The sequence below is a fragment of the Thalassoglobus neptunius genome, from assembly GCF_007859735.1.
In the GTDB taxonomy this organism is placed as follows: Bacteria; Planctomycetota; Planctomycetia; order Planctomycetales; family Planctomycetaceae; genus Thalassoglobus; species Thalassoglobus neptunius.
In genome coordinates this window covers 1,573,565-1,596,627 of the sequence record NZ_SIHI01000001.1, presented here as the reverse complement: position 1 = coordinate 1,596,627, position 23,063 = coordinate 1,573,565, and the positions used below count along the sequence as shown (strand labels likewise).

The following is a 23,063-nucleotide window of genomic DNA, read 5'->3' as shown; positions in this document are numbered from 1 at the left end:
GGCGTGAAACGGCTTCAGCGTCAGAGGCCAGTCAGAGGATGCGTTTTTAATATTGAATAAAAGTCAGTGTGCGGGTTTCGCTGTGCGTCTCGCACCGCGTGAGTTGGCTCTTGTCCGTCTACTCTTCGTGTGAATTCGATGTGACTCGACAGTCAAACGGTCGTGGTCGTATGTGCCGTGAGGAAGTTGTCGAGTTTGGTCTGTGTCGGAAACGTGGCGATCATGACTGCAACGAGAAAGCCGACAATCACCAGTGACCAGACGCTTTGTTCGAGGATGAATGCGATCACGTTGAAAAGGGCTGCTCCTTCGAGGGGCGCTTTCGTGAGGAGGTTGCGGGCCATGAACACTTTCAGGAGTTCTGGCTCCCCGGCGTTGTCAGCGATCAGAATCTTTTTCGAACCAGCCATCACTGCAACGGAGATTGCGACAGCAAAACCACCCGCGACTGCGATGAGGATTCCACCGAAGTCCGCGCCTTCAAAACTTCCTGTTTCAATGAGAACAATGGCCACAAGAACGAACATGACAACGCCCATAATGAGAGCTCCTGCGATGATCTGACACTTTCGCAGAACCTCCTTTCTGTCGCTGAAGTCCATCCTGTTCACGAGTCGCTGCCCTCCGAATAGATCGCGTTTGATCCGACTCGGACGTTGTCCACAATCCCGATGATCGCACAGTCGATCGGAAGGGTTTTCGTATCATCGGTGAACCGAGCACTCGAACCCTGAACGATCAGAACGACTTCTCCTTCTCCGGCACCGACAGTGTCAACGGCGATAAATGTCCGACCGGTCGTCTTCAGGCAGTCCTGGTTCTGTTCATCGACACGGAGCGGTTCCACGATAAACAGCTTCTGGCCAACCATGGCCTGAACTTTGTGCGTTGATGTCACGTTGCCGGTGATCTTGGCGAGAAACATATTACTCTCCCTTGACCACTTGGGCTGTTTGCCGGGCGACGACAATTTCTTCGTTTGTGGGCACAATCCAAACCTGGACGGCGCTCTGCTCGGTGGAAATGATTCCTTCCTCCCGAGCTGTCTGATTCTTCTGCTCGTCGAGTTCGATTCCGGCGAAGGTCATGTTGCTGCAGACCTGTTTCCGGACGACGTCGCTGTTCTCACCAATTCCGCCAGTGAACACGACGGCATCGGCACCGTTGAGGATCGCGAGATACTGCCCGATGTATCGCTTAATGTCGGCACAATAAATGTCGATCGCGAGTTGGGCTCTTTTGTCTCCCCCTTCAGCGGCCTTTTCGATGTCTCGAAGATCGTTCGAAATTCCACTGATCCCGAGGAGTCCGCCTTCGGAAGAAAGTTCGTCAAGCAGTTCGTCGTATGACTTGCCGGTCAGTCGCTTCACGAGCCGGAGTGCAAACGGGTCGAAATCTCCGACGCGATTGTTCTGCGGCAATCCTGACTGAGGAGTCATGCCCATGGAGGTCGATTGAGACTTTCCGCCCCGCATGGCACAGACGGAACTGCTCCCGCCCAGATGACACGAGATCACCTTCGCATCGTTCGATCCGAGGAGAGTCTCCATTTTGGTTCCGATGAACCGATGGCTCGCTCCATGGAATCCCCAACGACGGACTTCGTATTCTTCCGCCCAGTGGTAGGGGGCAGCGTACATTCGAAGCGGTTCCGGAATCGTATCGTGAAATGCGGTTTCGAGCGCGGCGACCAGAGGGATCTCAGGAAATGACGCCTGTAGTTGACGCATGGCTTTGACATAGGGCGGATTGTGAGCCGGAGCAACATCCGCCAATGATTCCATCGCCTTGAGCAGGTCATCATTGACGAGATGGATCCCGCTCAATTTGCCTGCGAAGACAGCTTTGAACCCGATCGCCGAGACTTCGTCGACGCTCTTGAGGCAGCCTGACTCGGGATCGGTCAACTGATCCAGGCACATCTGAACAGCTGCGGCATGATCCGCAATCCGTTGACTTGCCTCGATTCGGTTGGAACCAATTTCAGCGACACACGTTGAGTCTGCGCCCTCGCCGATACGATCGATGCCTCCACGTGCCAGCTGTTCTTCACTTTCCATGTCGAACAGTCGGTACTTGAAACTCGTCGATCCGAGATTCGCCACGAGAACTTTCACCGCTTCCTCCGTTATGCAGAAACCAATCTTTAACGTCGATCGTTTTGCGGTGTGTCCTAGAAGTTTTCCATCAGTCCTGTGGCAGGACGAGGGAGAATATGAGCTCCCACAAGTTCGCCGACTTTGGAAGCTGCAGCAGCTCCAGCGTCAACAGCGGCTCGAACTGAGCCAACGTCACCGCGAATGATCGTAGTGACGAATCCACCACCGATTTGCACTTGCTTCACAAGTGACACGTTGGCGGATTTGAGCATTGCGTCCGATCCTTCGATCGTGGCGGTCAGCCCTTTGGTTTCGATCATCCCAATCGCTTCGTTCATGTTGATCCCTTGATCAAAGAGTGTTAGATGTCGCCGGAATTCGGCAGGGGAATCTGTTTCAGGCGAAAGCCCCGAGTCGGGGATTTACTTGCTGGCTGCAACTTTCTTGGATGGCAAAATGGCTGCCAGTTCTTCGTGTGGTCGAGGAATGACCTGCACGCTGACAACTTCGCCGATCTTGCTTGCGGCACCAGCACCCGCGTCGACAGCGGCTTTGACTGCTGCGACATCACCTGTCAGGAAGATCGTGACGAGTCCACTTCCGACTTTTTCCCAGCCGACCATTTCGACGTTTGCAGCTTTAAGGGCAGAGTCTGCAGCTTCGATCAGGCAGATGAGCCCTTTTGTTTCGATCATTCCAAGTGCTTCTGAAACCTTGGCCATGTGTCTTACTCTCCGATTTCACAGATTGAGGATGGGATAAACCCGATTGGGTTGAGCTTAGAAAAAACGGTTTCCGGGAATGCGCCCCGGATCAGTTGTTTTCATCGACGAAATTAAGCGAGACAGCCACATGAGCTGTCATTTTGTTTGAGCAGTTGAACGTGTGTGGCATTCGGCAGGTTGATGGCGTTGCCTTCGTCCGTGTCGAGATGCACTTCAAGTTTGATCTTGTCGTCTCCACCGCGAACAGAAACGTTCTCCAAAGTGGTCGAACATCCCGGCGATTCCACTTTCAGTTGCATCAGGTCTTTGTCTTTGACGCCATAAGCAGCCATGTCAGCCGGTGACATGTGAACGTGTCGCATCGCCCGAATGACTCCTTCGTGAAGCTCAAGACTTCCCTTGGGGCCAACGATCAGGCAGCCCGGAGTTCCGGCGACGTCACCACTGATGCGAACGGGGATATCGAGTCCGAGTGAGATGGCATCCGTGAAAGCGAGTTCGACCTGCGAAGCACCTCGCGAGGGACCGAGAACACGAACTTCGGGAAGCATGCGTCGTCGTGGGCCGACGATGGCGACGGTCTCTTCGGCAGCGTAGTAACCGTCCTGATAGAGCCACTTAATCGGATTGAGTTTGTGGCCTTTGCCGAAGAGGATCTCAATGTGTTCGTCGGTCAAATGGCAATGGCGTGCCGAGATGTTCACGACGAGCGGATTCGGTTTTCCGGAAGGAGTTGAAGTTGTAGACGCCGCAGGCGACTGGCCGAATTGTCGACTTAGAACGGAACGTACCACTCGTTCGACATCGTCTCGAGTCACCTGATTGCTTGCCGCCGACATGTTTTAGTTTCCTTGTGAGCTTCCAACAGTAGTGGAGGTGATCCATCATTGAGCGATCGTCAGTTCGATCCCCTGGTCCACGATTTTCTGTCTCCACTCATTGGAGATTTTTTTATCAACAACGATTCGATCCACTTTGGAAAGTGGCCCCAGGCAGACCAGTTCCGAGTGGCCAAGCTTGCTGGAATCGGTCACGACGATAATTTCATCGGCTGATTCCATCATTTGTCTCTCAGTTTCCGCGAGGAGTGAGTTTGTATTGAACAAACCCTCTTCGGTGATCCCCCCAACACTCATGATCAGCCTGCGGGCATGAACCCGCTTGAGTGATTCAATCGTCAATTCTCCAAGAGCCACCCCAGTTTTCGGGTAGAGGTAGCCTCCCAGGAAAACAACTTCTGTGTCGGAGCTTCCCACGAGATGATTCACAACAGGAAGGGAATTCGTGACGACCTGCAGGCCAAGCCCCGACAGAAGCTTGGCAACTTCCAGTGTTGTGGTCCCTCCGTCGAGGATGATTGTCTCTTGTGGAGAGATCAGTTGAACCACTGCTTTGGCGATGGCGTGCTTTTCGTCAGCCGCCAGGTGTCGCCGTTCTTCGAATCCGGTGAGGGACTCTCCGATATAAGCAGCACCTCCGCGAGTGCGTCGGACTTGCCCACTTTTTTCAAGATGTTCCAAATCTCGTCGAATTGTGGACTGGCTCGCGTCGACTTCGCTTGCAAGTTCGCAAAGTGACGCAAATCCTTTCCGTTCAATGATTTCCAGGATTCCCATACGTCTTTGATCAAGCAGCACGTGATTTCATCCCTTCTCTCTGCTGATCGTTTCGCCGGAATTCTTGCTCGTGTTGGCACTGAAATCAATCAGGAAGTATTGATATTGTTCAAAATGCTCCAAAATGTTTCAGGTTGCTTCACGGAACGTTCAAACTTTGACTTCTCCCCGTTCATGATCAGGGTCGGCGGCGAGTTCGCTTTCCATCACATGATTCCTTCTAAAAGCTGTGGAGTGACTGGAGGTGCGAAATTGAGATCGGTAACCTTGTCGCGACCGGTACAGCCTGAAAAGTCGCTCTCACCAGACGATCTCAGTTTCGGCTCGACTATCCCCCCCAATCTATTGCGTTGAAAGTGTCTCATTCCGATGTCAGGTGGAACTGCGAGTGTAGATCAGGCACAGAAGCTGGACACGCTTCGACGGAATCTGTGCAAAGTCATTCGCGGCAAAGATGAGACGATTGAGATTCTGCTGATCTCGCTCTTTGCCGGGGGATCGGTCTTGATGGAGGACGTCCCCGGAGTCGGGAAGACGACACTCGCGAAGGCTTTGGCTCGATCCTTGGATGCTCAATTTCGGCGCGTGCAGTTTACTCCGGACCTTCTTCCGTCAGACATTCTGGGTTCATCGATCTACTCACCGAAGACGGGAGTGTTCGAGTTTCGGCAAGGTCCGATCTTCTGCAGCATTCTTCTGGCGGATGAAATCAATCGCGCCTCGCCGAGAACGCAGTCGGCGTTGCTGGAATCGATGAGTGAAGGGCAAGCGACAATCGAAGGGGTTCGCCATTTCCTTCCCAAGCCGTTTCTCGTGCTGGCGACTCAGAACCCCGTTGACTTTCACGGGACGTATCCGCTCCCGGAAGCACAACTCGATCGTTTTCTGGTACAATTGCAAGTCGGTTATCCAGACCGTGAAATGGAAATCGCAATGCTTTACGATCGGGCAATCACTTTGCCCATCGACAGCATTGAACCGGTCATGACGATGGAAGAGGTGGCGGAAATCCAGCAGACAGTACGAGAGATTGACCTCGATCGAAGCGTGGCTGGCTATCTGGTCGATATCGTGGCACGGACGAGAAATCATCCGCTAATCAGGCTGGGGGTCAGTCCGCGTGGGAGTTTAATGTTCTTCCGTGCGGTTCAGTCGGCGGCGTTTCTCTCTCATCGCGATTTTGTCACTCCGGATGATGTTCAGCGAATGGCAATTCACGTCCTTCCGCACCGGTTGAGTCTGATGCCGAAAGCTCGTTATGGAAGTATGACCAAGGCCCAGGTGATCCAAGATATTTTGAGTGAACTGCCCGTTCCGGCATGAAGCGACAGCAACCGTTCCTGATCCGTTTGACGAAGTTTCTGGTGGGATTCAAATTGACGCCCATCGGTCGCGTTGCGGTGTTGGGAATCTTTCTGAGTGCCATCGGAGCTGTGACGGTCGAGATCCCGATCTACCAGATTTTTTGCGGCCTCGTTGCCTTCTTCGGGTTGATCGAACTGACCGGAATCTTGTTGCGTCCGAAGGTGGACGTGAAAGTGTGGTTGCCGGATCGTGTCACCGCTGGTGAGAGCGTCACCGGTTATCTGACCATCACGAATCTGGGATGGTTGCCCGCTTGCGATATCATGTGTGTGATGTTTGGGCTTCCCGGTGGATTGCGGCATGTGGACGCTGATCGTTCGATTCAGTGGATCGGGGTCGGAGAGACGGATACTCTTCCGTTCACGATCGAAGCCAAATCACGAGGCGAGTATCTCCTCCCCGAAATCAGAGTGCACAGCACGTTTCCATTCAATTTAATGCGGTTTGGGAAAGCGAAGGCTCCTCAGCTGGAGTTGCTGGTGGTTCCGGCCTTCGAGCCGATTGGCAGGTACTCTCTGCCGTTCTCTCGCAAGTTTCAGGTGGGTGGAGTCACTGTTGATTCGCAGATCGGGCAGTCAACCGAGTTTGTCGGGAATCGAGAATACGTTCCGGGAGAGCCAGCCCGGAAGTTGGACTTTAAAGCTTGGGCGAGAGTGGGGCATCCTGTTGTTCGCGAGTTTCAGGATGAAGTCACATCCGACGTGGCGCTGATCCTCGACGTCTTTCGACCGACTGAGTGGCGGCGATTCGGGATGGCTTCGAAGCAGTTGGAAACGGCGGTTTCTCTCACTGCTGCGATCGCGCATTCGCTCGACCAGCATCAGTCGTCTGTCGAGGTCTTTGGCTGTGGTCCGGATCTGTATCTCTTTCAACCCTCCGCTCAGGGGAGTCACTTCGAAAGCATTTTGCAGATCCTCGCGGTGACTCAACGAAATCGATACGACAGCTTCTCGCAGCTGACGGAAGCGATGACGGAACCACTGGAATCGACTGCGGTCGCGATTTGTATTTTCTTGACTTGGAACCCGGAGCGTGAACACTTTTTGCGAATGATGTATGAGTCGGGGATTGGTGTGCGATGTTATCTCGTTGTTGACGCACGAGATGAAATAATGGTCCCTGATGATTTGGAAGTGGCGGTGATTGATCCCAAAGATCCGTCCGCGTTGGAGGGGATTGAGTAATGGTGAAATCCCCCTCTGAACCCCAGGAGATGTTGACTCAACAGCGAATTGCCGCCATTGGGCTTGTTTCCGTTCAAGCGATCACTCTTGGTGCTCTGATGAATGCCCCGGGACTTGCCGGGTTTGCTGTTCTGCTGGCGCTGGTCAACTTCCCGGTGGCCCGTCGCGGACGTCTGGTCTCCATTCCGTCGAAGCACTGGACGGCATTTGTTGGTGTTTTGTTCTTTCTCAAGTACTCGTTCGCTCCGCGAGAGTTTGCGTTTCGGTACGCGTTCCTGATGACCGAACTGGCCTATGAAGTGGCCACGTTTTGTCTGGTCGTCGAGCTGATTTCCTTATATCGAAGTCAGAACCGCACACGACTGCCGGTGAATTTTCTGGCGTTCTCAGTTGTCGGGATGATCTTTACGGGCAACGTGCGCCTCAGCCCGGTTCGACGGCTGATAATGCTGGTTTTTGTGCAGCTGTTTCTCGTTTTCTGGACATGGTTCGCAACATCGAGCAGACGGCAAATCCGGAGCACGTCGACTCAGAATTCCTGGTTTCGGACAGGTGTTATCGCAACGCTTCTGGTTCTCGCAATGGCAGTGGGAACGGTGTGCTCGGTGGCGCTGCATCGGAATGAGCGACGACTCGAAGATCTGATCTCGAAGTTCCTGGAACTCAATCAGGAAGGTCCGGCTCGGGCGGGGTTCTCCGGTCGTGGAAGTCTCGGCGATATCACAAACTGGAAACGATCACAGGAGAATGAACTGGCGTTGAGGATTCACTCTTCGACGATGCCAGGATATTTGCGAGGGAAGGTGTTCGATTATTTCGAAAGGGACCGGTGGAGCGTCACGGAGCAAGCGCGGCGATTGTTTCAGTCGGAGATTCCCGAGGAAATGACTCTCGAGAATGAGTCGGATCAGTTGTACTTACCTCGGGGTGAGATCACAGGTCCGTTTTCCGAAATGAAGATCTGGCCGGTTGATGGAAACACGGCGGGACATTGTTTTGGAACGCTCGACACCGTCGGTCTGGTGTGCCGAGCCTATTCCGTGTTCATCGATCGGAACGGAATTTTGACGCGTCCCGACGACGACATGATCTCTCCGCACATGCTTTTCCGTCAGCCCTCTCGAACGCCCTCGCGACGACTGGTTTCGAGCGACTTTCTACAGCTTCCGGATTCGGTCGACGAACGCCTCTTTTCCGTTGCTGAAACTCTCTTCGAAGGCCAGTCTCGTCCCGGGGAGAAAATCCGCTCTGTGAAGGAATTCTTTCTCGAGAACTTTCAGTATCAGCTGGGATTCAATGCTCCGCAGGGGGAAGACCGACTCGGATATTTCGTGTCGGAGAAAGTCCCCGCGCACTGTGAATTTTTCGCGACAGCTACTGCCGTTCTTTTGAGAATGGGAGGAGTCCCAGCGAGATACGTCACTGGATATCTTGCACAGGAAAAGAACTCCATCGATGGTCAATGGAATGCGAGGCGGAAAGATGCGCATGCCTGGGTCGAAGCTTATGATGCGGATCTCGGTCGATGGGTGATCGTCGAGTCGACTCCCGCCGAGGGAGTTCCGAGTCCAACGTCGATTTCGGTCTGGACGCAGCGACGCGAGGCGTTCAATCACTATGTTCGAACGATGCAAGAGGCCGCCCGGCGAGGCCATTATGCTTCACTTGCGATGATGTTCGTAAAGCCAATTCTGTGGGGTATTGCGGGTTTGGTGGCTTTGAGTGCGATCGGAGTGGCGCTACAGCGATTGCTGAGCGCTTCATTGCGTCGGTCTACAAAGAACGAAGTGGTGACCGCACTTTCTCAGGAGCGGACACGAATGGATCTGTTCCTGGCAAAGTATGGGCTCATTCGGTCGCCCAGCGAGACGTTGTTGGCCTTTGCCAATCGAATTGAAGCGGACTCGTCGGTGGTCAATCGGAAGCGGGTTGCGGAATGGTATCGACACTATTCAACCTTCCGGTATCGTCCCCGTCAGCCGGAAGGAGATCTGTCAGCATTGCGGTCGGAAGGTGAACACATCGTCGCGTCCGGAATGGCAAAGTCCGCGACTTTGAAATCGGAAGTTGAAAATGATCGATGAAATGCTCGGGAAGACAGTCGTTTTGGATATGAGCAGTCCGTACGTGTTCATCGGGACACTACAAGCTGCCGACGAATTGTTTCTCGTTTTGGTCGATGTGGATGTCCATGATCTTCGAGACAGTAGCACAAACCGTGAAACTTACGTTCACGAAGCAAGAGTGCATGGTTTAACACCGAATCGAGCCCGGACAGTCGTTTCCCGCAATCAGATTGTCAGCATGTCGCTGTTGGGCGAGGTTCATGCGGAGTAAAGTTGTTTTCGAACTGTTTTGGATTTCGTTTGCACTCACTCGAGCGAGCAAACTCAGCCGTTTATTTGATGAAACAGCGCTGCGAGTGCACTGGAATGAGCAACATGCTCTGAAATTCGAAGGGGCCGATGCGAATGCGTCGAGTTAGCGTTCATCGAAAAACTCCGGGTCCGGCGAGTTCGGAAAGCACTTGATTTGTTCGATACGTTCTGTGTTGGAAACTCTTCGAAGCTGATACGAGCGAAGATTCGGCCGAAATCGTGGAGACGTAAAACCCAGTCCTTTTCCGAGTAGAATCAGTCTGATACAACACTCGAAACTCTTTCTGCGTGAGACAAAGACAATGACTGAATTGGCGAAATTAGCGCTCTCTGATGGGACAGTCTTTACGGGACGACGTTTCGGAGCTGAAGGCGAACACTTTGGTGAAGTCGTCTTCAACACGAGCATGACTGGCTATCAGGAGATTCTGACTGATCCTTCGTACAACGGCCAAATTGTCACGATGACTTACCCGATGATCGGGAATTATGGCGTCAACCGGGATGATGTCGAGCGGGACCGCCTCGCTCTGAAAGGGTTTGTTGTCAAGGAGTTGTGCCGCGAACCGAGCAGCTACCGGATGACGATGACTCTCGACGATTATCTTCGCGAGAACGGAGTCATCGGGATCGAAGGAGTTGATACAAGAGCCCTCGTCCGTCGAATTCGAAGCGACGGAGCCATGACGGGAGTCCTCTCAACGATCGATCTCGATGATCAGTCGTTGATTCAGAAGGCACAGCAAAGCCCGCATCTGGTGGGGCAGGATCTCGTCAAGGAAGTCATGCCCGGCGCGAACACTGAATGGAACGATGGGCTCCACGAGATTTCGCAATCGGAGTTTACGCCGCAAGCTTCGACAGAAACGTGTGACAAGTCTTATCACGTCGTGGCTGTTGATTATGGGATGAAATGGAATATTCCACGACATCTCAAAGAGATGGGATGCCGCGTCACCATCGTTCCCGGAAACGCAACGGCGGAGGAAATTCTGGCACTTGAGCCGGATGGAGTCTTCCTCTCCAACGGTCCCGGAGATCCTCGCCCCTTGCTTTACGCGGTCGAGGCGATTCGTGGGTTGCTCGGAAAAAAACCGGTCTTCGGAATTTGCCTTGGACAACAGCTCTTGGGAATGGCTCTCGGAGGCGAGATCTACAAGCTGAAATTCGGGCATCGCGGAGCGAATCAACCGGTTCTGAACAAAGAGACCGGGCGAGTTGAAATCACATCGCAGAATCACGGGTTCGCGCTCGATATCAACACGATGCCGGAAGGAACGGAAATCACGCACATCAACTTGAACGATCAGACGATCGAAGGGATTCGTCACCGCGATTTGAAAGCGTTTGGCGTTCAGTATCATCCCGAAGCTTCGGCCGGACCACATGACAGCGCTTATCTCTTCGGAGAGTTTCGCAAGATGATGGCGAACTGAAGCGGTTTCTTCCCGGAGGTCTTGAGTCGCGGAGTTTCCGATCTTGTTGCGGTGCGATGTCGGAGCATGAGCGTTTGACAGGCCAGTGAGAACAAGGCTCGGAACTTGATGAGTCGAGCAGAGTCAACTTTCCATGAATTGCCCCGATTGGGGCACCACAATTGTGAACCAATTCTAAAACACAGCGGAAGCAACACATGGCACTTGAAAAATCTCTGATCCTCCTCAAGCCGGATGCTGTTCAGCGTCGTCTTTGCGGAGAAATCATCTCCCGACTGGAGAAAAAAGGTCTCAAACTCGTCGGGATGAAGATGCTCGTCGTGACGAAAGAGCTCGCTGCGAAGCATTACGAAGAGCACGTTGAGAAACCTTTCTATCCACTCCTCGAAGAGTTCATCACTTCCGGGCCAGTGGTTGCGATCGTCGTTCAGGGACCGGAAGCGGTTTCGGTTGTGCGTGGAATGATGGGCAAAACCAACGGCCGCGAGTCAGCACCGGGAACAATCCGCGGAGACTTTGGACTGTCGCGGCAGGTGAATCTCATTCACGGAAGCGATAGCCCCGAAGCTGCCGCTCGCGAAACTGCGATCTATTTCCAACCCGAAGAACTAGTTGAGTATTCCTCATCGCTCGACAGTTGGGTCTGTGCCAGCGACGAACTCTAAGCGACTCGACAGCATCGTCGCCGATGGGGCATCGCCAATGGTTTGCAGCGACAGATGCCTGGAATCGGCGAGCTGATTGAGTTGTGAGTGATCAAAAGAAAAGCGGCGGTCAGAAAGTTCTGACCGCCGTTTTTCTTTATTTGTTGACGACTGTGTTCGATCGGAATGGACGACAATCTTGCCGAACAGTCAGGCGAAGGCACAGGCCAAACCTGTTTGCCTTAGACTTCTTTCGAGTCGATCCAGCTCATCATGCTTCGCAGGTCGCGACCAACTTTTTCGATCATGTGGTCACGTTCGCGGCGACGAGTCGCATGGAATCCGGGGCAGTTGGCTTTGTTCTCAAGAAGCCAGTTGCGAGCGAAGGTTCCGTTCTGAATTTCTTCGAGAACTCGCTTCATTTCCTTCTTGGTTTGTTCGGTCACGATGCGCGGGCCGCTGGAGTAGTCTCCGTATTCGGCTGTGTTCGAAACACTGTAACGCATGTAATTGAGTCCACCTTCGTAGAAGAGGTCGACGATCAATTTGAGTTCGTGCATGCACTCGAAGTAGGCCATTTCCGGCTGGTAGCCAGCTTCGACGAGTGTTTCGAAACCCGCTTTGACCAGTGCACTGACTCCGCCGCAGAGAACGACCTGTTCACCGAAGAGGTCGGTTTCGGTTTCTTCTGCGAAGGTGGTTTCGATGACGCCACCACGAGTCCCGCCGATGCCTTTCGCGTAAGCAAGTGCGAGGCCTCGTGACGTTTCGGAAGATCCGGGGTACATCGCGATGAGAGATGGAACACCGCCGCCTTTGACGTACTCGCTACGAACGAGGTGTCCTGGTCCTTTCGGAGCAACGAGTCCGGCGTCGACACCTTCTGGAGGAATCACCTGGCCGAAGTGAATGTTGAACCCGTGTGAGCAAAGGAGCAGGTTGCTCGGGGAGAGGTTGTCTTTCACGTAGTTGCGGAAAATGTCGCCCTGGACTTCGTCGGGCAGCAGCATGTTGACGAGGTCACCGGCAGCTGCGGCTTCGTCAACGGGAAGTGGATCGAAACCGTGGCTGACTGCCAGGTCGTAGTTGGCGCTTCCTTTACGTTGACCGATGACGACGTTGCAGCCGCTATCACGCAAGTTTTGTGCTTGGGCGTGCCCCTGACTTCCGTACCCCAAAATGGCAATTGTCTTGTCTTTGAGGAGTGAGAGGTCCGCATCGTCATCGTAGTAAACTTTGGCTGCCATATTATCCGCCTTAGGTCAAAGAGTTTGTGTAAAGAAGATGCCGTCAGAACGGAGAGTTTCCGTTCGCCCGACAAGTTGCCGATGAAAACGGCATGTCATTTGTGTGGAGCACACGGGGGTGCATAGGCCACTTTGGGGCCAGGTTATACAGCCTGGTCAACGTTGTCGCTGGAGTGAGTTGGATCTCCAACTTCAATCGCCGACGACATCGAATTTGAACGGGACAGGGCAATTCGGCCTGTGCGAGCCATTTCGAGAATCCCGAAGGGACGGACCGCTTCGATGAACGCTTCGATTTTTCGTTCCTGTCCGGACATTTCGATCATCACATGTCCGGCACTGACATCGACAATGCTTCCCCGGAAGATGTCGACCAGTTCCTTCAGTTCGCTGCGTTCGAGCCGCGTTTTGGTTTCGACTTTGATCAACATCAGATCGCGTTCGACGTGCTCTTCCTGGATGTAGTCAACAACTCGAACAACAGTGACGATCTTCTCGAGTTGTTTTCGAACCTGGTCGAGAACGTGGTCGTCGCCTTTGACAACAAAGGTCATTCGCGAGAACTTTTCGTTTTCGGTGGGTCCGACAGCGAGGCTGTCAATGTTGTAAGCGCGAGAGGCCAGCATTCCTGAGATGTGGGCCAATACACCGGGCTGGTTCATGACCAGTGCTGAGAGGACGTGCCGCATGAGATTGATTCCGTGGATAACTGAATTGAAGTTCTGACTATTGCTTTGACCTCGCCTCACGTCCGATGGCTCGAAAACTTCCGGCACTCGAATTGAGTGACTCGACTGAGTTGAAGTGCCTCTGTTTAGAACGTGAGGGATCAGGCGGTGAGAACTCCATCGCCCGCCTGGACAAGACGGACCCATTCACCTGAAGATGGTTCGCGAACCTCAAGCAGAACGTTCGTCCCTGTTTTCCCGCTTGAAGACAGTTCCGGGCTGATGAACCCATGGTCGGGGAGTCTATCTGACCGCACATAAGACGACAACTCAGCCGTCTTCCATTTGGCGAGAAGCAATCAGATGGTTGGCTGAATTGATGCGGTGGAGGGCACGAAAACGTCGGAATCTGTTGTGAGTCCGGGCGAAGAGCTGTTTTCCGGCAAGAAAAGTGCTCAAATTCCGCGATTCGGTAATTGCATCAAACCGACGACTTGCCAATAATAATGTTCTCTTGTTCACCATTTTTTTCAGGACAGTGTGGTTATGGCCAAAGCGAGGGCTTCGAAAAAATCTCCTTCGGATTCGCGATCCGAGTCGAATGGTGTTCTGAAGAATGCCCTCGGACAGATTGAGAAATCGTTCGGGGAAGGCGCAATCATGCGACTCTCCGATTCGCCAAGTGGGTCGGTCGATGGGATTTCGACTGGTTCGCTTTCACTCGATCTTGCGTTGGGAGGCTCCGGATTTCCGAGAGGTCGGATTATTGAATTGTTCGGCCCGGAGTCGAGCGGAAAAACAACTCTGGCTCTTCATGCTGTCGCAAGTGCTCAAAAGAGCGGTGGAATTGCCGCGTTCATCGACGCTGAACATGCACTCGATCCCGCCTGGGCTCGAAAGCTGGGGGTGAATCTCGAGGAACTTCTCGTCAGTCAGCCGACCTATGGCGAAGAAGGTCTGCAGATCGCTGAAATGCTGATTAAATCGAATGCGGTGGATGTGATCGTTGTCGACTCCGTGGCGGCACTTGTCCCGAAGGCTGAGCTTGATGGCGAAATTGGCGACAAGCATGTCGGGTTGCAGGCCCGGATGATGAGTCAGGCGATGCGAAAGCTGACGGGGGCGATTGCGAAGGCCAAGACGACCGTGATCTTCATCAATCAGATCCGGGAGAAAATCGGCGTCATGTTCGGGAGTCCGGAAACCACTCCCGGTGGTCGGGCTTTGAAGTTCTATTCCTCGTGTCGTGTTGACGTCCGGAGAATTGCCACTTTGAAAGACGGTGACGAAGCCGTCGGAATTCGGATGAAGGCGAAAGTTGTCAAGAACAAAGTCGCTCCTCCGTTCCGGGTTGCGGAGTTCGATATGCTTGGAGAATGCGGGATCAGTATGTCCGCGGATCTCCTGGATCTCGCGACAGCTGCGAAAATCGTGCAGAAGAGCGGTTCCTGGTTCAATTACGGTGAGACGAAACTGGGGCAGGGTCGGGACAAGGCAAGGGTAACACTGGAAGAGAATCCTGAACTCTTGAGTGAAATTCGCGAAAAGATTCTTCTCTCGAAGGGTCTTCTGCTTGATGGAACACAAAGTACTGAGAGTGAAAGCGAAGAAAAGAGTTGAGAATCGTTTGCGAAGCGGAGAGTTTCGGTCATCCGGGATTCCTCCGTTTAGTGAGCGGGCAGAATTCCTTCGTCGAATCCTGAATGGGTTTGACGAGGGCGTCTGGGATTCCGTTGAGGCCTCTTGTGCCGAATTCCGCTCAAAAAGCGGTATTCTCTCGTCAGCTGCTTTCACGTCAGGCTTCATTTTCGATGAGAGACTTGCGACGATATTAAACGCCTCGGCGCTCGGGGCGAATTGATGTCAGTGCGTACTTGGATGGCTGAGAGAATATGACACCTCGTGAAGTGTTGGCACTTTGTCGACAGAAGGAGATCCAGGCAGTGGATCTGCGTTTCATGGATTTTCCGGGAATGCAGAAGCACTTCACGATTCCGGTGGAGGCTCTCGATGAGCAAAGCTTTGAAGATGGATTGACGTTCGACGGGTCGTCAATTCATGGCTGGCAGGCCATCAATGAAAGCGACATGTTAGTCGTGCCGCAGCCGGAAACGGCGATGATTGACCCGTTTATGGCGTCAACGCTGGCAATGACATGCAATATTCAGGACCCGATCACACGGTCTGACTACAACCGCGATCCTCGCAATGTGGCCCGCAAAGCCGAAGTCTATATGCGGTCGACCGGGATTGCCGACATTGCCTATTTTGGCCTCGAGCCGGAATTCTTTATCTTCGATCAGGTTCGATTTGATCAGAACGAGCACGAGGGCTTCTATCATCTTGACAGTGTTGAGGGAGAGTGGAATCGAGGCGGTGGAGAACTGGGGACCGGTCGCGGACAACAGGTTCGCCGGCGGGAGGGGTATTTTCCGATGCCTCCCACGGACTCGCTTCAGGAGCTGCGCACAGAGATTATGTTGACGGCGAGGGAGTGCGGGATCGATGTGATTGGCCAGCATCACGAAGTCGCGACGGCGGGGCAGTGTGAGGTCGACTTGAAATTTGCTCCGCTTCTCGCCTCTGCAGATGCACTGCTCGGGTTGAAGTATCTCATTAAAAATGTGGCTGCGAAGCACGGGAAAACAGCGACGTTTATGCCGAAGCCGATTTGGAACGACAACGGTTCGGGCTTGCACATGCACTTTTCGTTGTGGAAAAGTGGGGAGCCATTGTTCTCGGGATCAGGTTATGGGGGCATGAGTGAGCTGGCGATGCATGCCATCGGCGGAATTTTGAAGCATGCTCCGGCAATTCTTGCCTTTAGTTGTCCTACAACCAACAGCTACAAGCGGTTTGTTCCCGGTTTCGACGCACCTGTGAATCTGACTTACAGTTTCAGAAACCGCTCGGCGGCGATTCGCATCCCGGTTCATGCGTCCTCGTCTGAATCGCGCCGCATCGAGTTTCGGTGTCCTGATCCTGCATGCAATCCCTATCTTGCGAATGCAGCAGTGCTTATGGCGGCTTTGGATGGCGTTCAGAGGAAAATCGACCCCGGAATGCCGCTCGACAAAGACGTCTATGATCTTCCGACGGAAGAGCTTGGCGAGTACCCCAAAGTCCCAACGTCTCTCGCGGACGCTGTTGAGGCACTTCGGAATGATCACGACTTTCTGCTTCGCGGGGATGTGTTCACGGAAGACGTGATCGATACCTGGATCTGGTACAAAACGGAACGAGAAATCGAAGCGGTTCGGCAGCGGCCGCATCCGTGGGAATTTGCCCTTTATTATGATGCTTAAGCGTCCGGGCGGCAGCTAAAGGTCATGTCTCGCGAGGATATCGGTGCGGGGTGACATAACGTGGCTCCGTCTGTGAGAAGGGCTCCGCGAAGACAATCCGGGTCTTTGGCAGGCTGGGCTTTGAGTCAAGCTGAAACGCAGAAAAGCCCGTCCGTTCTGAAGAACGGGCGGGCTTTCAGTTTCGAACGATCGACGAGTCGATCGTTAAATCAGCGTACTCAAATCTCTAAATGGCTCAGTTCGTGACCAAGTCTTCTAAGACGAGTACCGCTGACTGAAATTACTCTTCGGTGCTTCCAGCTTCTGGAGCAGCGTCGGTTGGTGCAGCGTCAGCAGGTGCTTCTTCGCCACCATCTTCGTGTGCGTGATCGTCTTCGTGACCTTCTTCTGCTGGTGTTTCAGTTGAAGCTGGTGGAGCGGCTTCTTCTGGAGCACATCCAACCATCCATCCGGTCAAGCAGAGCACTGTCAGCAACGATGTCAACTTCTTCATTCTTTTTCTCCAAAGCGATTGTGCGTAAACGCAATTCTCCATCGGTGATGATGTTTGTTCATCACCCACAGAATGAGATCTGTGAGAGGCAGTCGTTATTCCACAATTCCCGTGTGATTTGAAATTTTTTCAAGAATTGAAGGGCTCCCGCTCCATCCCCTTTGAGGGAACAGGGACGCTTTCAGCTCCAATGGGCACTCAGCGGAACAATCCATAAAACGGAAATAACCGTTAAATCTTGCCTGATTTGAAATTCCTCTCAATTCCTTCGATTGCTTGAGTCGATTGATCAGGATAACTGCCCTTATCGGCAGAATCGCTACAGGCGGCCTATTCAACCATCTGTGCGACTAACCATTGGCGAATGCGCAGAACCCACCTGTACGGGCGGACACAGATTTCTCGTGTTCGTTGATCCGCAGGATGCTGGAGCAATCGATGAAAGACACATGCAAGAGTTGGCTGCAAGTTCTAACGGCGTGTTTAGGCCTATCAGCAACGTCCCTGGCTCAGATCCCTGAGCTTCCGGGGCTTGATAGTGGGCCTGAAACAACGTCATCTGGACAGGATTATGGCTCTGTCCGCATGGGGGGAGGTGATTTCTCTGCATCGGCCGTGGCTCCACCACAAACGATCGCTCCCACAAATTACTACGCCGATCCCTATGGCGGATCAGCCCCCCCAATGTTTGCTGATTCGATGGTGCCTTCCGATGAGTCGGTTGGCTTCGCGATGACGCGGCCTGATGATCAAGTTTTGTTCCGTGTGGGACGCGTCAACATTGATCAGTATGGAATCCAGGAGGGATTCACGAACATCAATGCCTTCATCCCGACGATCTTCGACAGCGATCGCAGCTTGTGGTGGTTGAACCCACGAGTGAACATCACCGACAGTGGTGATGGAACCGCGAACCTCGGTCTTGGTTATCGTACCTACATCCCAGAAGATGACCGTGTCTACGGGGCTTCGTTCTGGTGGGACTACGAAGGTGGCCAGATCGGAACTTATCACTCCCTCGGGGGAAGTTTCGAGTCGATCGGCCGATTCGTTTCGATGCGATTCAACTTCGACCTTCCGGTTGGAACTCAAAACACGATCGTTGGGATCAGCGACGCGGGGACTCCTCGCTTCGATGGAAACAACGTTGTGATCGATCGGCAAGTGACGACCGAATCTGCTCTGCAGGAGTATGACTTTGAGGTCGCCACCCCAATGCCGCTGCTCGGCGATTTCGGATTCGATCTCGGTGTCGGGGTTTACTATCTGAAGTCGGACACCGACAGCACACCGGGTGTCAGCCTTCGCACACAGGCTCAAGTCACTCGCGACTTCTACATCAACGGTATTTTGACCAACGATGATATTTTCGACACGAACTTCTCGCTCAACTTCGAGCTCACCTTGCCAGGAAAGTCTCCGGCACAGTGGTTCCGACGTCGACCAGTTTCAGAGTCTCTGACTGCGAGCGTCATGCGTCGTTATCGTGTTCCAGTCAACTATGCGGATGAGACCATCAGCGAAGTGGCGATGAGCCCGATCGATCCTGACAAACCGATCACCTTCGCGATCATCGATCCGAACAAGTTGACACCGGGAACAGGTAGCTTTTCAGATCCGTTCATGTCGGTCCTGGACTACGAGAGCCAGACAGACATGGTCAAATCCGACTTCGACTTGATCTTTGTTCGAGCTCGTGAGGATGAGACAGATACAAATCTGAACACGACGATTTCACTCTTCGACAACCAGGCCCTGCTTGGTGACGGTGCGACTCTCAACGGGACAAGTGCCTACTTCCCAACCTCGAACTTCGGAATGCTTCAGGTTCCAGGTGCGACAACTGGTCCTGCTCCACTGCTGACAAACAGCGGTGCTCCAGGAATGGACGTGATCACGCTTGCTGACTCCAACTATGTTGCAAACTTCAACATTGACGCTGGAATGACGGCAGACGGAATCGCAGGTGCTGGAATTGACGGGTTCGAACTTCGAAGCCTGAACATCGACAATGCGATCACAGGGATCGACATCGTCAGCGACACATCAGCCGCAACCGGGTTGACGATCGAGGACTTCGGATTCATCGGAAACACAGTCATCAACGGCGGTGGTTTCGGTTCCAACGAAGGGATCTCAGTTGTTCAAACAGCTGGGACACTTGATCTGCTGATCTCAGAAAACGAAGTTTCCGGCTTCCTCGGTGAAGACGCCAATGAAAATGGCATCCTCGATGGCGGAGAAGATGTTGATGGAGATACTGCCCTTGATGCGGGAGCAGGGATCTCGGTTGTTGCCGATGGCGGAACGATCGTCATGGATGACATCCTCGCTGATGTCCCGACCGGATTCTTCGACAACCTCACTACTGGCAACACGACCGGGATTGTCACAATTGCTGACAACGGCGGGACGCTGGACGTTGCTTTGATCGGAAACGAATCAAGCAACAACGTCGGTGAGAACGGAGCAGGTTGGTTGGCGATCGGTGAAGGCAGCGGATCACTGAACATCAACTTTGCCACTCAGAACATCTTCCGCGAAAACGCTGGCGACGGTGTTCGATTCATCGCTCGCGATTCGGGATCACTCATCTCGCCTGAGCCGGATGACCTCACCGGAACCGGGTTTGTGCTCAACACAATCACCGACAACGGAGGCAACGGAGTTCAGTTGCTTGCTGACAACGCCATTCTGGAAGCCTTCGTCGGTGCCGAAGGGTCTGGAAACACGATTTCTCGAAACGGAAGCGTGCAGCGAATCGCCAATATCGTTGACTGTGTCGGAAGTGGAGTTCTTCTGACCACAATGAACGGTGGAGTGATCAACGGAGCGATCGACGGCAACGTCATTCGCAACAACGTCCAAGCCGGGATTCAGATTGCTCCGGATATGGGACTTGTGGATCTCGACTCGATCAGTGGAAACATCATCGTGAATACCGGGTTCGACCTTCAGGGCAACCCCTACGCTGTCGAGTGTGAAGACGGAGATGCACTGGTTTACGCCCCATCGAACGGTGGAACATTCAACGTCGGTGAGTTCATCGGCAACACAATCTCCAACAACCGCGGTGCGATCATCCGAGTCGGTGGAGACGGTGGAATCATCGACCTGGGTGTGATTGAAGATACCGTCTTCGATCTTCGAACAGCCGGAACGGCCGGTATTCTGTTCGATGCAGACAACGCCACGATCACTGGTGTCCTGCGAAACAACATGTTCATCGGTTCAACGACAAATGCTGACCTGACATTCGGTGTTGGTGGTGAAATCCGAGGTGGAACGCTCGACCTGGTCATCGAAGACAACCTCTTCGACTCACTGGCTGACGCGGGTATCGGATTCATCCTGACTGAGTCGGACGATCGTCCTGCTCCGGGAACAGGAACACCAGCTGTGGGTGATGCGGTTGAAGCCAGCCTCGTCATCACAGGCAACCAGATCATCAGCACTCGAGTCGGGGACAACGATGCGTTCGACGGCTCAGGGATCTCGCTTCATGTCAACGGACGTGAAACAGACAGCCTCTTCGGACACAACGACTTTGATAATGATGGAGTTCCTGACGCAACGACAATTCCTCTGCCAGATGGAAGCGACGTGACGACGACTGTCCAGCCAGCTGCGATCCTCGAAGCTGCGATTTCTGGAAACCTGATCGGAGACCTGGATGACATTGCACTCGGAAACGCCGGAGCGGGTATTGATATCCGGGTGACTGGTGACGGTGCGATCTCCGACCTCGCAGCAGTCGCAAGCACGATCGACAATCCAATCCTGACAGGAATGATTATCGGTGAAGCTCCTGGAACATCCTTCGAGATGAACATCATCGCGAACAACCAGCAAGACGGTATTCGAGTTCGCCGTGAAGACAGCGGCATCATCGATAACTTCCGGATTGATGGCAACGTGATTCAGAACAACCAGGAAGACGGGATCGACATTGTTGGGGAAAACAACGGAATCCCATTCGGAGTTGAGGAAATCCTGGACTTCGAAATCCACAACAACCAGATCCTGAGCAACGGATTCCTGTCTGAACGAGACATGGGAGTCATCTCCGGAGCCGGTATCGGAACAGCTGGTCGCGGTATTCAGCTTCGTGCTGACGCAGGAGTTGTTGAGCTGTTCAACATCAGCAACAACATCATCAGCGGAAACCGAATGGGTGGTATCGAAGCGAGAACCTTCACCGACACACACATCTTTGTCGGTGGTGGACGAGACGTTTCGACATCGATCAACGGTGGTGACGAAGGGATCATCTACGGAACCTGGGAGCTCAACACTGTGACCGACAACGGTTACCTTGTTCGAGAGAACGAGAACGGAAACGGAATCGCCGACCTGGTTGTCGAAGGACACGGGATCGCACTGGGACGTGTTGACTTCATGGACCCAGACAATCCTTCAGACATCACCGAAGGCTTCAACAACGGTGGTGCACTTGTTCCGGACTTCACAGGAGATGGCGTGCCTGACCTGCCACTGTTGACAGTTCAAGACAACGTGATTGCTGGCAACGCGGAAGACGGGTTGCACATCTATCTCGATAAGGATCAGACGTTCGCTGTGCAGGCTCAGGAAAACCGCACCACACGAATCGACATCCTGCGAAACGATATCGTCGACAACGGTGAAGATGGTCTCAATGTGAACACTCCATTGATCTCCAACTCGATCATCAATGTTGATGAAAACCTCATCGCTCGAAACGGTGTCTTCTCCGGAGTCTTCACGGTTGATCAAGCTGGTGGAAACACAGTTGCGATCATCGGGGACGGAATCGAGATCTTCAACGCTGGCGGTGCCACCAACACGATTAACGTGACTAACAACCGAGTGTTGCAGAACAACGGTCGCGGTGTGAACATCCTGAACTCGGAAGTTGGGTACCTCATTGGAGACTTTGACCGCAACAACATCTCCTCGAACGAGCGTGAAGGCTTCTACATGGTCAACGCTCCACTAGAGACAACAGTGCTTGCTGTCAGCGGACTGCCACAAGGTTCAACTCGAACAGGTTACACTGCCGACAGCTGGCTGCCTGACTTCGACAGTAACCACGAGATGTATACTTACGGTCGACAAGGGGCCGGAAACCTTGGAGCTGCTGGAAACACAGTTCCTGCAATCATCGCACCATTCATGGTCGACTGGGTGAACAACGTGATCGGACCAGGTTCGGTGACCGACCTGACATTCACCTCGAACATCGTGGACAACAACGGTGGAGTGGTTGCCGATGCTGACGGAGAAGACAACTACAGCACGCTGGGTGGATTCGTGATGCGGACCGGTACTGCCGGAACACAGGATACCTCACTCACGTCTGTGCCGATTCCGTTCTTCACTGGCGGTGTTCGAGCTGAGATTGCCGACAACCGGTTCTCAGGGAACTTCGGACGAGACTTTATGCTCGACGGATTCGTTGCGACAGAGCCACCAAACGTGACACCTGTTCCAGATCCATTGATCCGCATCGACCTGCAGTTCCGCAACAACCGCGGTGGATCGATCGATGTCTCCGGACAGAACTTCTCAGTGTTCTACAACAACACTGCACCAGCCCTGGCCGGTGGAAACCAGACTCGTCCAAACCCACCATTCAACAACGCTGGGGTTCTTCGAGACGCGACTGTTAACCTCGGAATGGTTGGAATGCTCGGACCGTTCCCAGGATTCGGAACTCCAACACTGCGAATCGAAGCTGATGGTTCAGCACCAGATGGATTTGGAAACTTCATTGGCAACAACGAGTTCAATCTCATCTACAGCGACTTCAACTTCGACTGGCTGACTGTTCCAGTTGGAACACTGCCTGTTCCATAACGATGAACTCGCTTCAGACCAAACGACAGCCTTCGCGATTCTTCGCGAGGGCTGTTTTTGTTTGC

Annotated in this window: 19 protein-coding genes; 9 read left to right on the top strand and 10 right to left on the bottom strand. The window is 53.3% G+C overall.

The window, feature by feature from the left end; genetic code table 11:
- Positions 1-152 precede the first annotated feature (152 nt).
- The 7 genes from KOR42_RS06425 to KOR42_RS06395 form a co-directional block, all read right to left on the bottom strand.
- On the bottom strand, positions 153-539 hold the full coding sequence (locus KOR42_RS06425) for a hypothetical protein (protein ID WP_146508075.1): 387 nt from the start codon (positions 537-539) through the stop codon (positions 153-155).
- Between the two features lie 68 nt (positions 540-607).
- On the bottom strand, positions 608-925 hold the full coding sequence (locus KOR42_RS06420) for a EutN/CcmL family microcompartment protein (RefSeq protein WP_146508073.1): 318 nt from the start codon (positions 923-925) through the stop codon (positions 608-610).
- 1 nt (position 926) lies between these two features.
- A complete protein-coding gene (locus KOR42_RS06415; RefSeq protein ID WP_146508071.1) occupies positions 927-2,117 on the bottom strand; it encodes an acetate/propionate family kinase in 1,191 nt (396 codons plus the stop codon).
- Between the two features lie 56 nt (positions 2,118-2,173).
- Positions 2,174-2,437 carry a BMC domain-containing protein gene (locus KOR42_RS06410; protein ID WP_146508069.1) on the bottom strand — a complete coding sequence of 88 codons (264 nt, stop codon included), beginning with the start codon at positions 2,435-2,437 and terminating at the stop codon, positions 2,174-2,176.
- An 84-nt stretch (positions 2,438-2,521) separates the two neighbouring features.
- Positions 2,522-2,821, bottom strand: a complete 300-nt coding sequence (locus tag KOR42_RS06405; RefSeq protein WP_146508067.1) for a BMC domain-containing protein — start codon at positions 2,819-2,821, stop codon at positions 2,522-2,524.
- Between the two features lie 113 nt (positions 2,822-2,934).
- A complete protein-coding gene (gene pduL / locus KOR42_RS06400; protein WP_146508065.1) occupies positions 2,935-3,663 on the bottom strand; it encodes a phosphate propanoyltransferase in 729 nt (242 codons plus the stop codon).
- Positions 3,664-3,708: 45 nt separating this feature from the next.
- Positions 3,709-4,461 (bottom strand): DeoR/GlpR family DNA-binding transcription regulator, encoded by a 753-nt coding sequence (locus tag KOR42_RS06395; RefSeq protein ID WP_146508063.1) that lies wholly within the window; start codon positions 4,459-4,461, stop codon positions 3,709-3,711.
- Positions 4,462-4,809: 348 nt separating this feature from the next.
- On the opposite strand from KOR42_RS06395, the gene KOR42_RS06390 reads away from it, so the two are divergent.
- The 6 genes from KOR42_RS06390 to ndk all read left to right on the top strand — a co-directional run bounded on the left by KOR42_RS06390 (position 4,810) and on the right by ndk (position 11,468).
- Positions 4,810-5,763, top strand: a complete 954-nt coding sequence (locus KOR42_RS06390) for an AAA family ATPase (RefSeq protein WP_146508061.1) — start codon at positions 4,810-4,812, stop codon at positions 5,761-5,763.
- Positions 5,760-6,989 (top strand): DUF58 domain-containing protein, encoded by a 1,230-nt coding sequence (locus KOR42_RS06385; protein ID WP_146508059.1) that lies wholly within the window; start codon positions 5,760-5,762, stop codon positions 6,987-6,989. The genes KOR42_RS06390 and KOR42_RS06385 overlap by 4 nt, the downstream gene beginning before the upstream one ends.
- Complete coding sequence (locus KOR42_RS06380; protein WP_146508057.1) at positions 6,989-9,073, top strand: transglutaminase family protein; 2,085 nt, start codon at positions 6,989-6,991, stop codon at positions 9,071-9,073. Before KOR42_RS06385 ends, KOR42_RS06380 begins: the two co-directional genes overlap by 1 nt.
- Positions 9,063-9,326: a hypothetical protein gene (locus KOR42_RS06375; RefSeq protein ID WP_146508054.1), complete on the top strand. Its 264-nt coding sequence runs from the start codon at positions 9,063-9,065 to the stop codon at positions 9,324-9,326. The genes KOR42_RS06380 and KOR42_RS06375 overlap by 11 nt, the downstream gene beginning before the upstream one ends.
- Before the next feature lie 343 nt (positions 9,327-9,669).
- Positions 9,670-10,803: a glutamine-hydrolyzing carbamoyl-phosphate synthase small subunit gene (gene carA, locus KOR42_RS06370; RefSeq protein ID WP_146508052.1), complete on the top strand. Its 1,134-nt coding sequence runs from the start codon at positions 9,670-9,672 to the stop codon at positions 10,801-10,803.
- Between the two features lie 197 nt (positions 10,804-11,000).
- Positions 11,001-11,468, top strand: a complete 468-nt coding sequence (gene ndk / locus KOR42_RS06365) for a nucleoside-diphosphate kinase (RefSeq protein WP_146508050.1) — start codon at positions 11,001-11,003, stop codon at positions 11,466-11,468.
- A gap of 221 nt (positions 11,469-11,689) precedes the next feature.
- On the opposite strand, the gene ilvC is transcribed toward ndk, so the two are convergent.
- Together ilvC and ilvN are read right to left on the bottom strand one after the other, a co-directional pair.
- Positions 11,690-12,694: a ketol-acid reductoisomerase gene (gene ilvC, locus KOR42_RS06360; protein WP_146508048.1), complete on the bottom strand. Its 1,005-nt coding sequence runs from the start codon at positions 12,692-12,694 to the stop codon at positions 11,690-11,692.
- A 143-nt stretch (positions 12,695-12,837) separates the two neighbouring features.
- On the bottom strand, positions 12,838-13,383 hold the full coding sequence (gene ilvN / locus KOR42_RS06355; protein WP_146508046.1) for an acetolactate synthase small subunit: 546 nt from the start codon (positions 13,381-13,383) through the stop codon (positions 12,838-12,840).
- Positions 13,384-13,908: 525 nt separating this feature from the next.
- On the opposite strand from ilvN, the gene recA reads away from it, so the two are divergent.
- Both recA and glnA read left to right on the top strand, forming a co-directional pair.
- Positions 13,909-14,982 carry a recombinase RecA gene (recA, locus tag KOR42_RS06350; RefSeq protein WP_146508044.1) on the top strand — a complete coding sequence of 358 codons (1,074 nt, stop codon included), beginning with the start codon at positions 13,909-13,911 and terminating at the stop codon, positions 14,980-14,982.
- 272 nt (positions 14,983-15,254) lie between these two features.
- Positions 15,255-16,667, top strand: a complete 1,413-nt coding sequence (glnA, locus tag KOR42_RS06345) for a type I glutamate--ammonia ligase (RefSeq protein ID WP_146508042.1) — start codon at positions 15,255-15,257, stop codon at positions 16,665-16,667.
- Positions 16,668-16,947: 280 nt separating this feature from the next.
- Here glnA and KOR42_RS26465 read toward each other — a convergent pair whose 3' ends face one another.
- Positions 16,948-17,160 (bottom strand): hypothetical protein, encoded by a 213-nt coding sequence (locus KOR42_RS26465; RefSeq protein ID WP_197440913.1) that lies wholly within the window; start codon positions 17,158-17,160, stop codon positions 16,948-16,950.
- Positions 17,161-17,598: 438 nt separating this feature from the next.
- Between KOR42_RS26465 and KOR42_RS06335 the strand changes: the two genes are divergently transcribed.
- Positions 17,599-22,998, top strand: coding sequence for a beta strand repeat-containing protein (locus KOR42_RS06335; RefSeq protein ID WP_146508040.1), 5,400 nt, complete (start codon positions 17,599-17,601; stop codon positions 22,996-22,998).
- The last annotated feature ends 65 nt before the right edge of the window (positions 22,999-23,063 follow it).

What these genes read in the sequence shown, in the direction of transcription:
- KOR42_RS06380 (WP_146508057.1), top strand. Translation starts at nt 6,989, where the DNA reads ATGGTGAAATCCCCCTCTGAACCCCAGGAGATGTTGACTCAACAGCGA.
- KOR42_RS26465 (WP_197440913.1), bottom strand. Translation starts at nt 17,160, where the DNA reads ATGAAGAAGTTGACATCGTTGCTGACAGTGCTCTGCTTGACCGGATGG.
- ndk (WP_146508050.1), top strand. Translation starts at nt 11,001, where the DNA reads ATGGCACTTGAAAAATCTCTGATCCTCCTCAAGCCGGATGCTGTTCAG.
- KOR42_RS06335 (WP_146508040.1), top strand. Translation starts at nt 17,599, where the DNA reads ATGAAAGACACATGCAAGAGTTGGCTGCAAGTTCTAACGGCGTGTTTA.
- recA (WP_146508044.1), top strand. Translation starts at nt 13,909, where the DNA reads ATGGCCAAAGCGAGGGCTTCGAAAAAATCTCCTTCGGATTCGCGATCC.
- carA (WP_146508052.1), top strand. Translation starts at nt 9,670, where the DNA reads ATGACTGAATTGGCGAAATTAGCGCTCTCTGATGGGACAGTCTTTACG.
- ilvN (WP_146508046.1), bottom strand. Translation starts at nt 13,383, where the DNA reads ATGCGGCACGTCCTCTCAGCACTGGTCATGAACCAGCCCGGTGTATTG.
- KOR42_RS06410 (WP_146508069.1), bottom strand. Translation starts at nt 2,437, where the DNA reads ATGAACGAAGCGATTGGGATGATCGAAACCAAAGGGCTGACCGCCACG.
- ilvC (WP_146508048.1), bottom strand. Translation starts at nt 12,694, where the DNA reads ATGGCAGCCAAAGTTTACTACGATGACGATGCGGACCTCTCACTCCTC.
- glnA (WP_146508042.1), top strand. Translation starts at nt 15,255, where the DNA reads ATGACACCTCGTGAAGTGTTGGCACTTTGTCGACAGAAGGAGATCCAG.
- KOR42_RS06375 (WP_146508054.1), top strand. Translation starts at nt 9,063, where the DNA reads ATGATCGATGAAATGCTCGGGAAGACAGTCGTTTTGGATATGAGCAGT.
- KOR42_RS06420 (WP_146508073.1), bottom strand. Translation starts at nt 925, where the DNA reads ATGTTTCTCGCCAAGATCACCGGCAACGTGACATCAACGCACAAAGTT.
- KOR42_RS06385 (WP_146508059.1), top strand. Translation starts at nt 5,760, where the DNA reads ATGAAGCGACAGCAACCGTTCCTGATCCGTTTGACGAAGTTTCTGGTG.
- KOR42_RS06405 (WP_146508067.1), bottom strand. Translation starts at nt 2,821, where the DNA reads ATGGCCAAGGTTTCAGAAGCACTTGGAATGATCGAAACAAAAGGGCTC.
- KOR42_RS06390 (WP_146508061.1), top strand. Translation starts at nt 4,810, where the DNA reads ATGTCAGGTGGAACTGCGAGTGTAGATCAGGCACAGAAGCTGGACACG.
- KOR42_RS06425 (WP_146508075.1), bottom strand. Translation starts at nt 539, where the DNA reads ATGGGCGTTGTCATGTTCGTTCTTGTGGCCATTGTTCTCATTGAAACA.
- pduL (WP_146508065.1), bottom strand. Translation starts at nt 3,663, where the DNA reads ATGTCGGCGGCAAGCAATCAGGTGACTCGAGACGATGTCGAACGAGTG.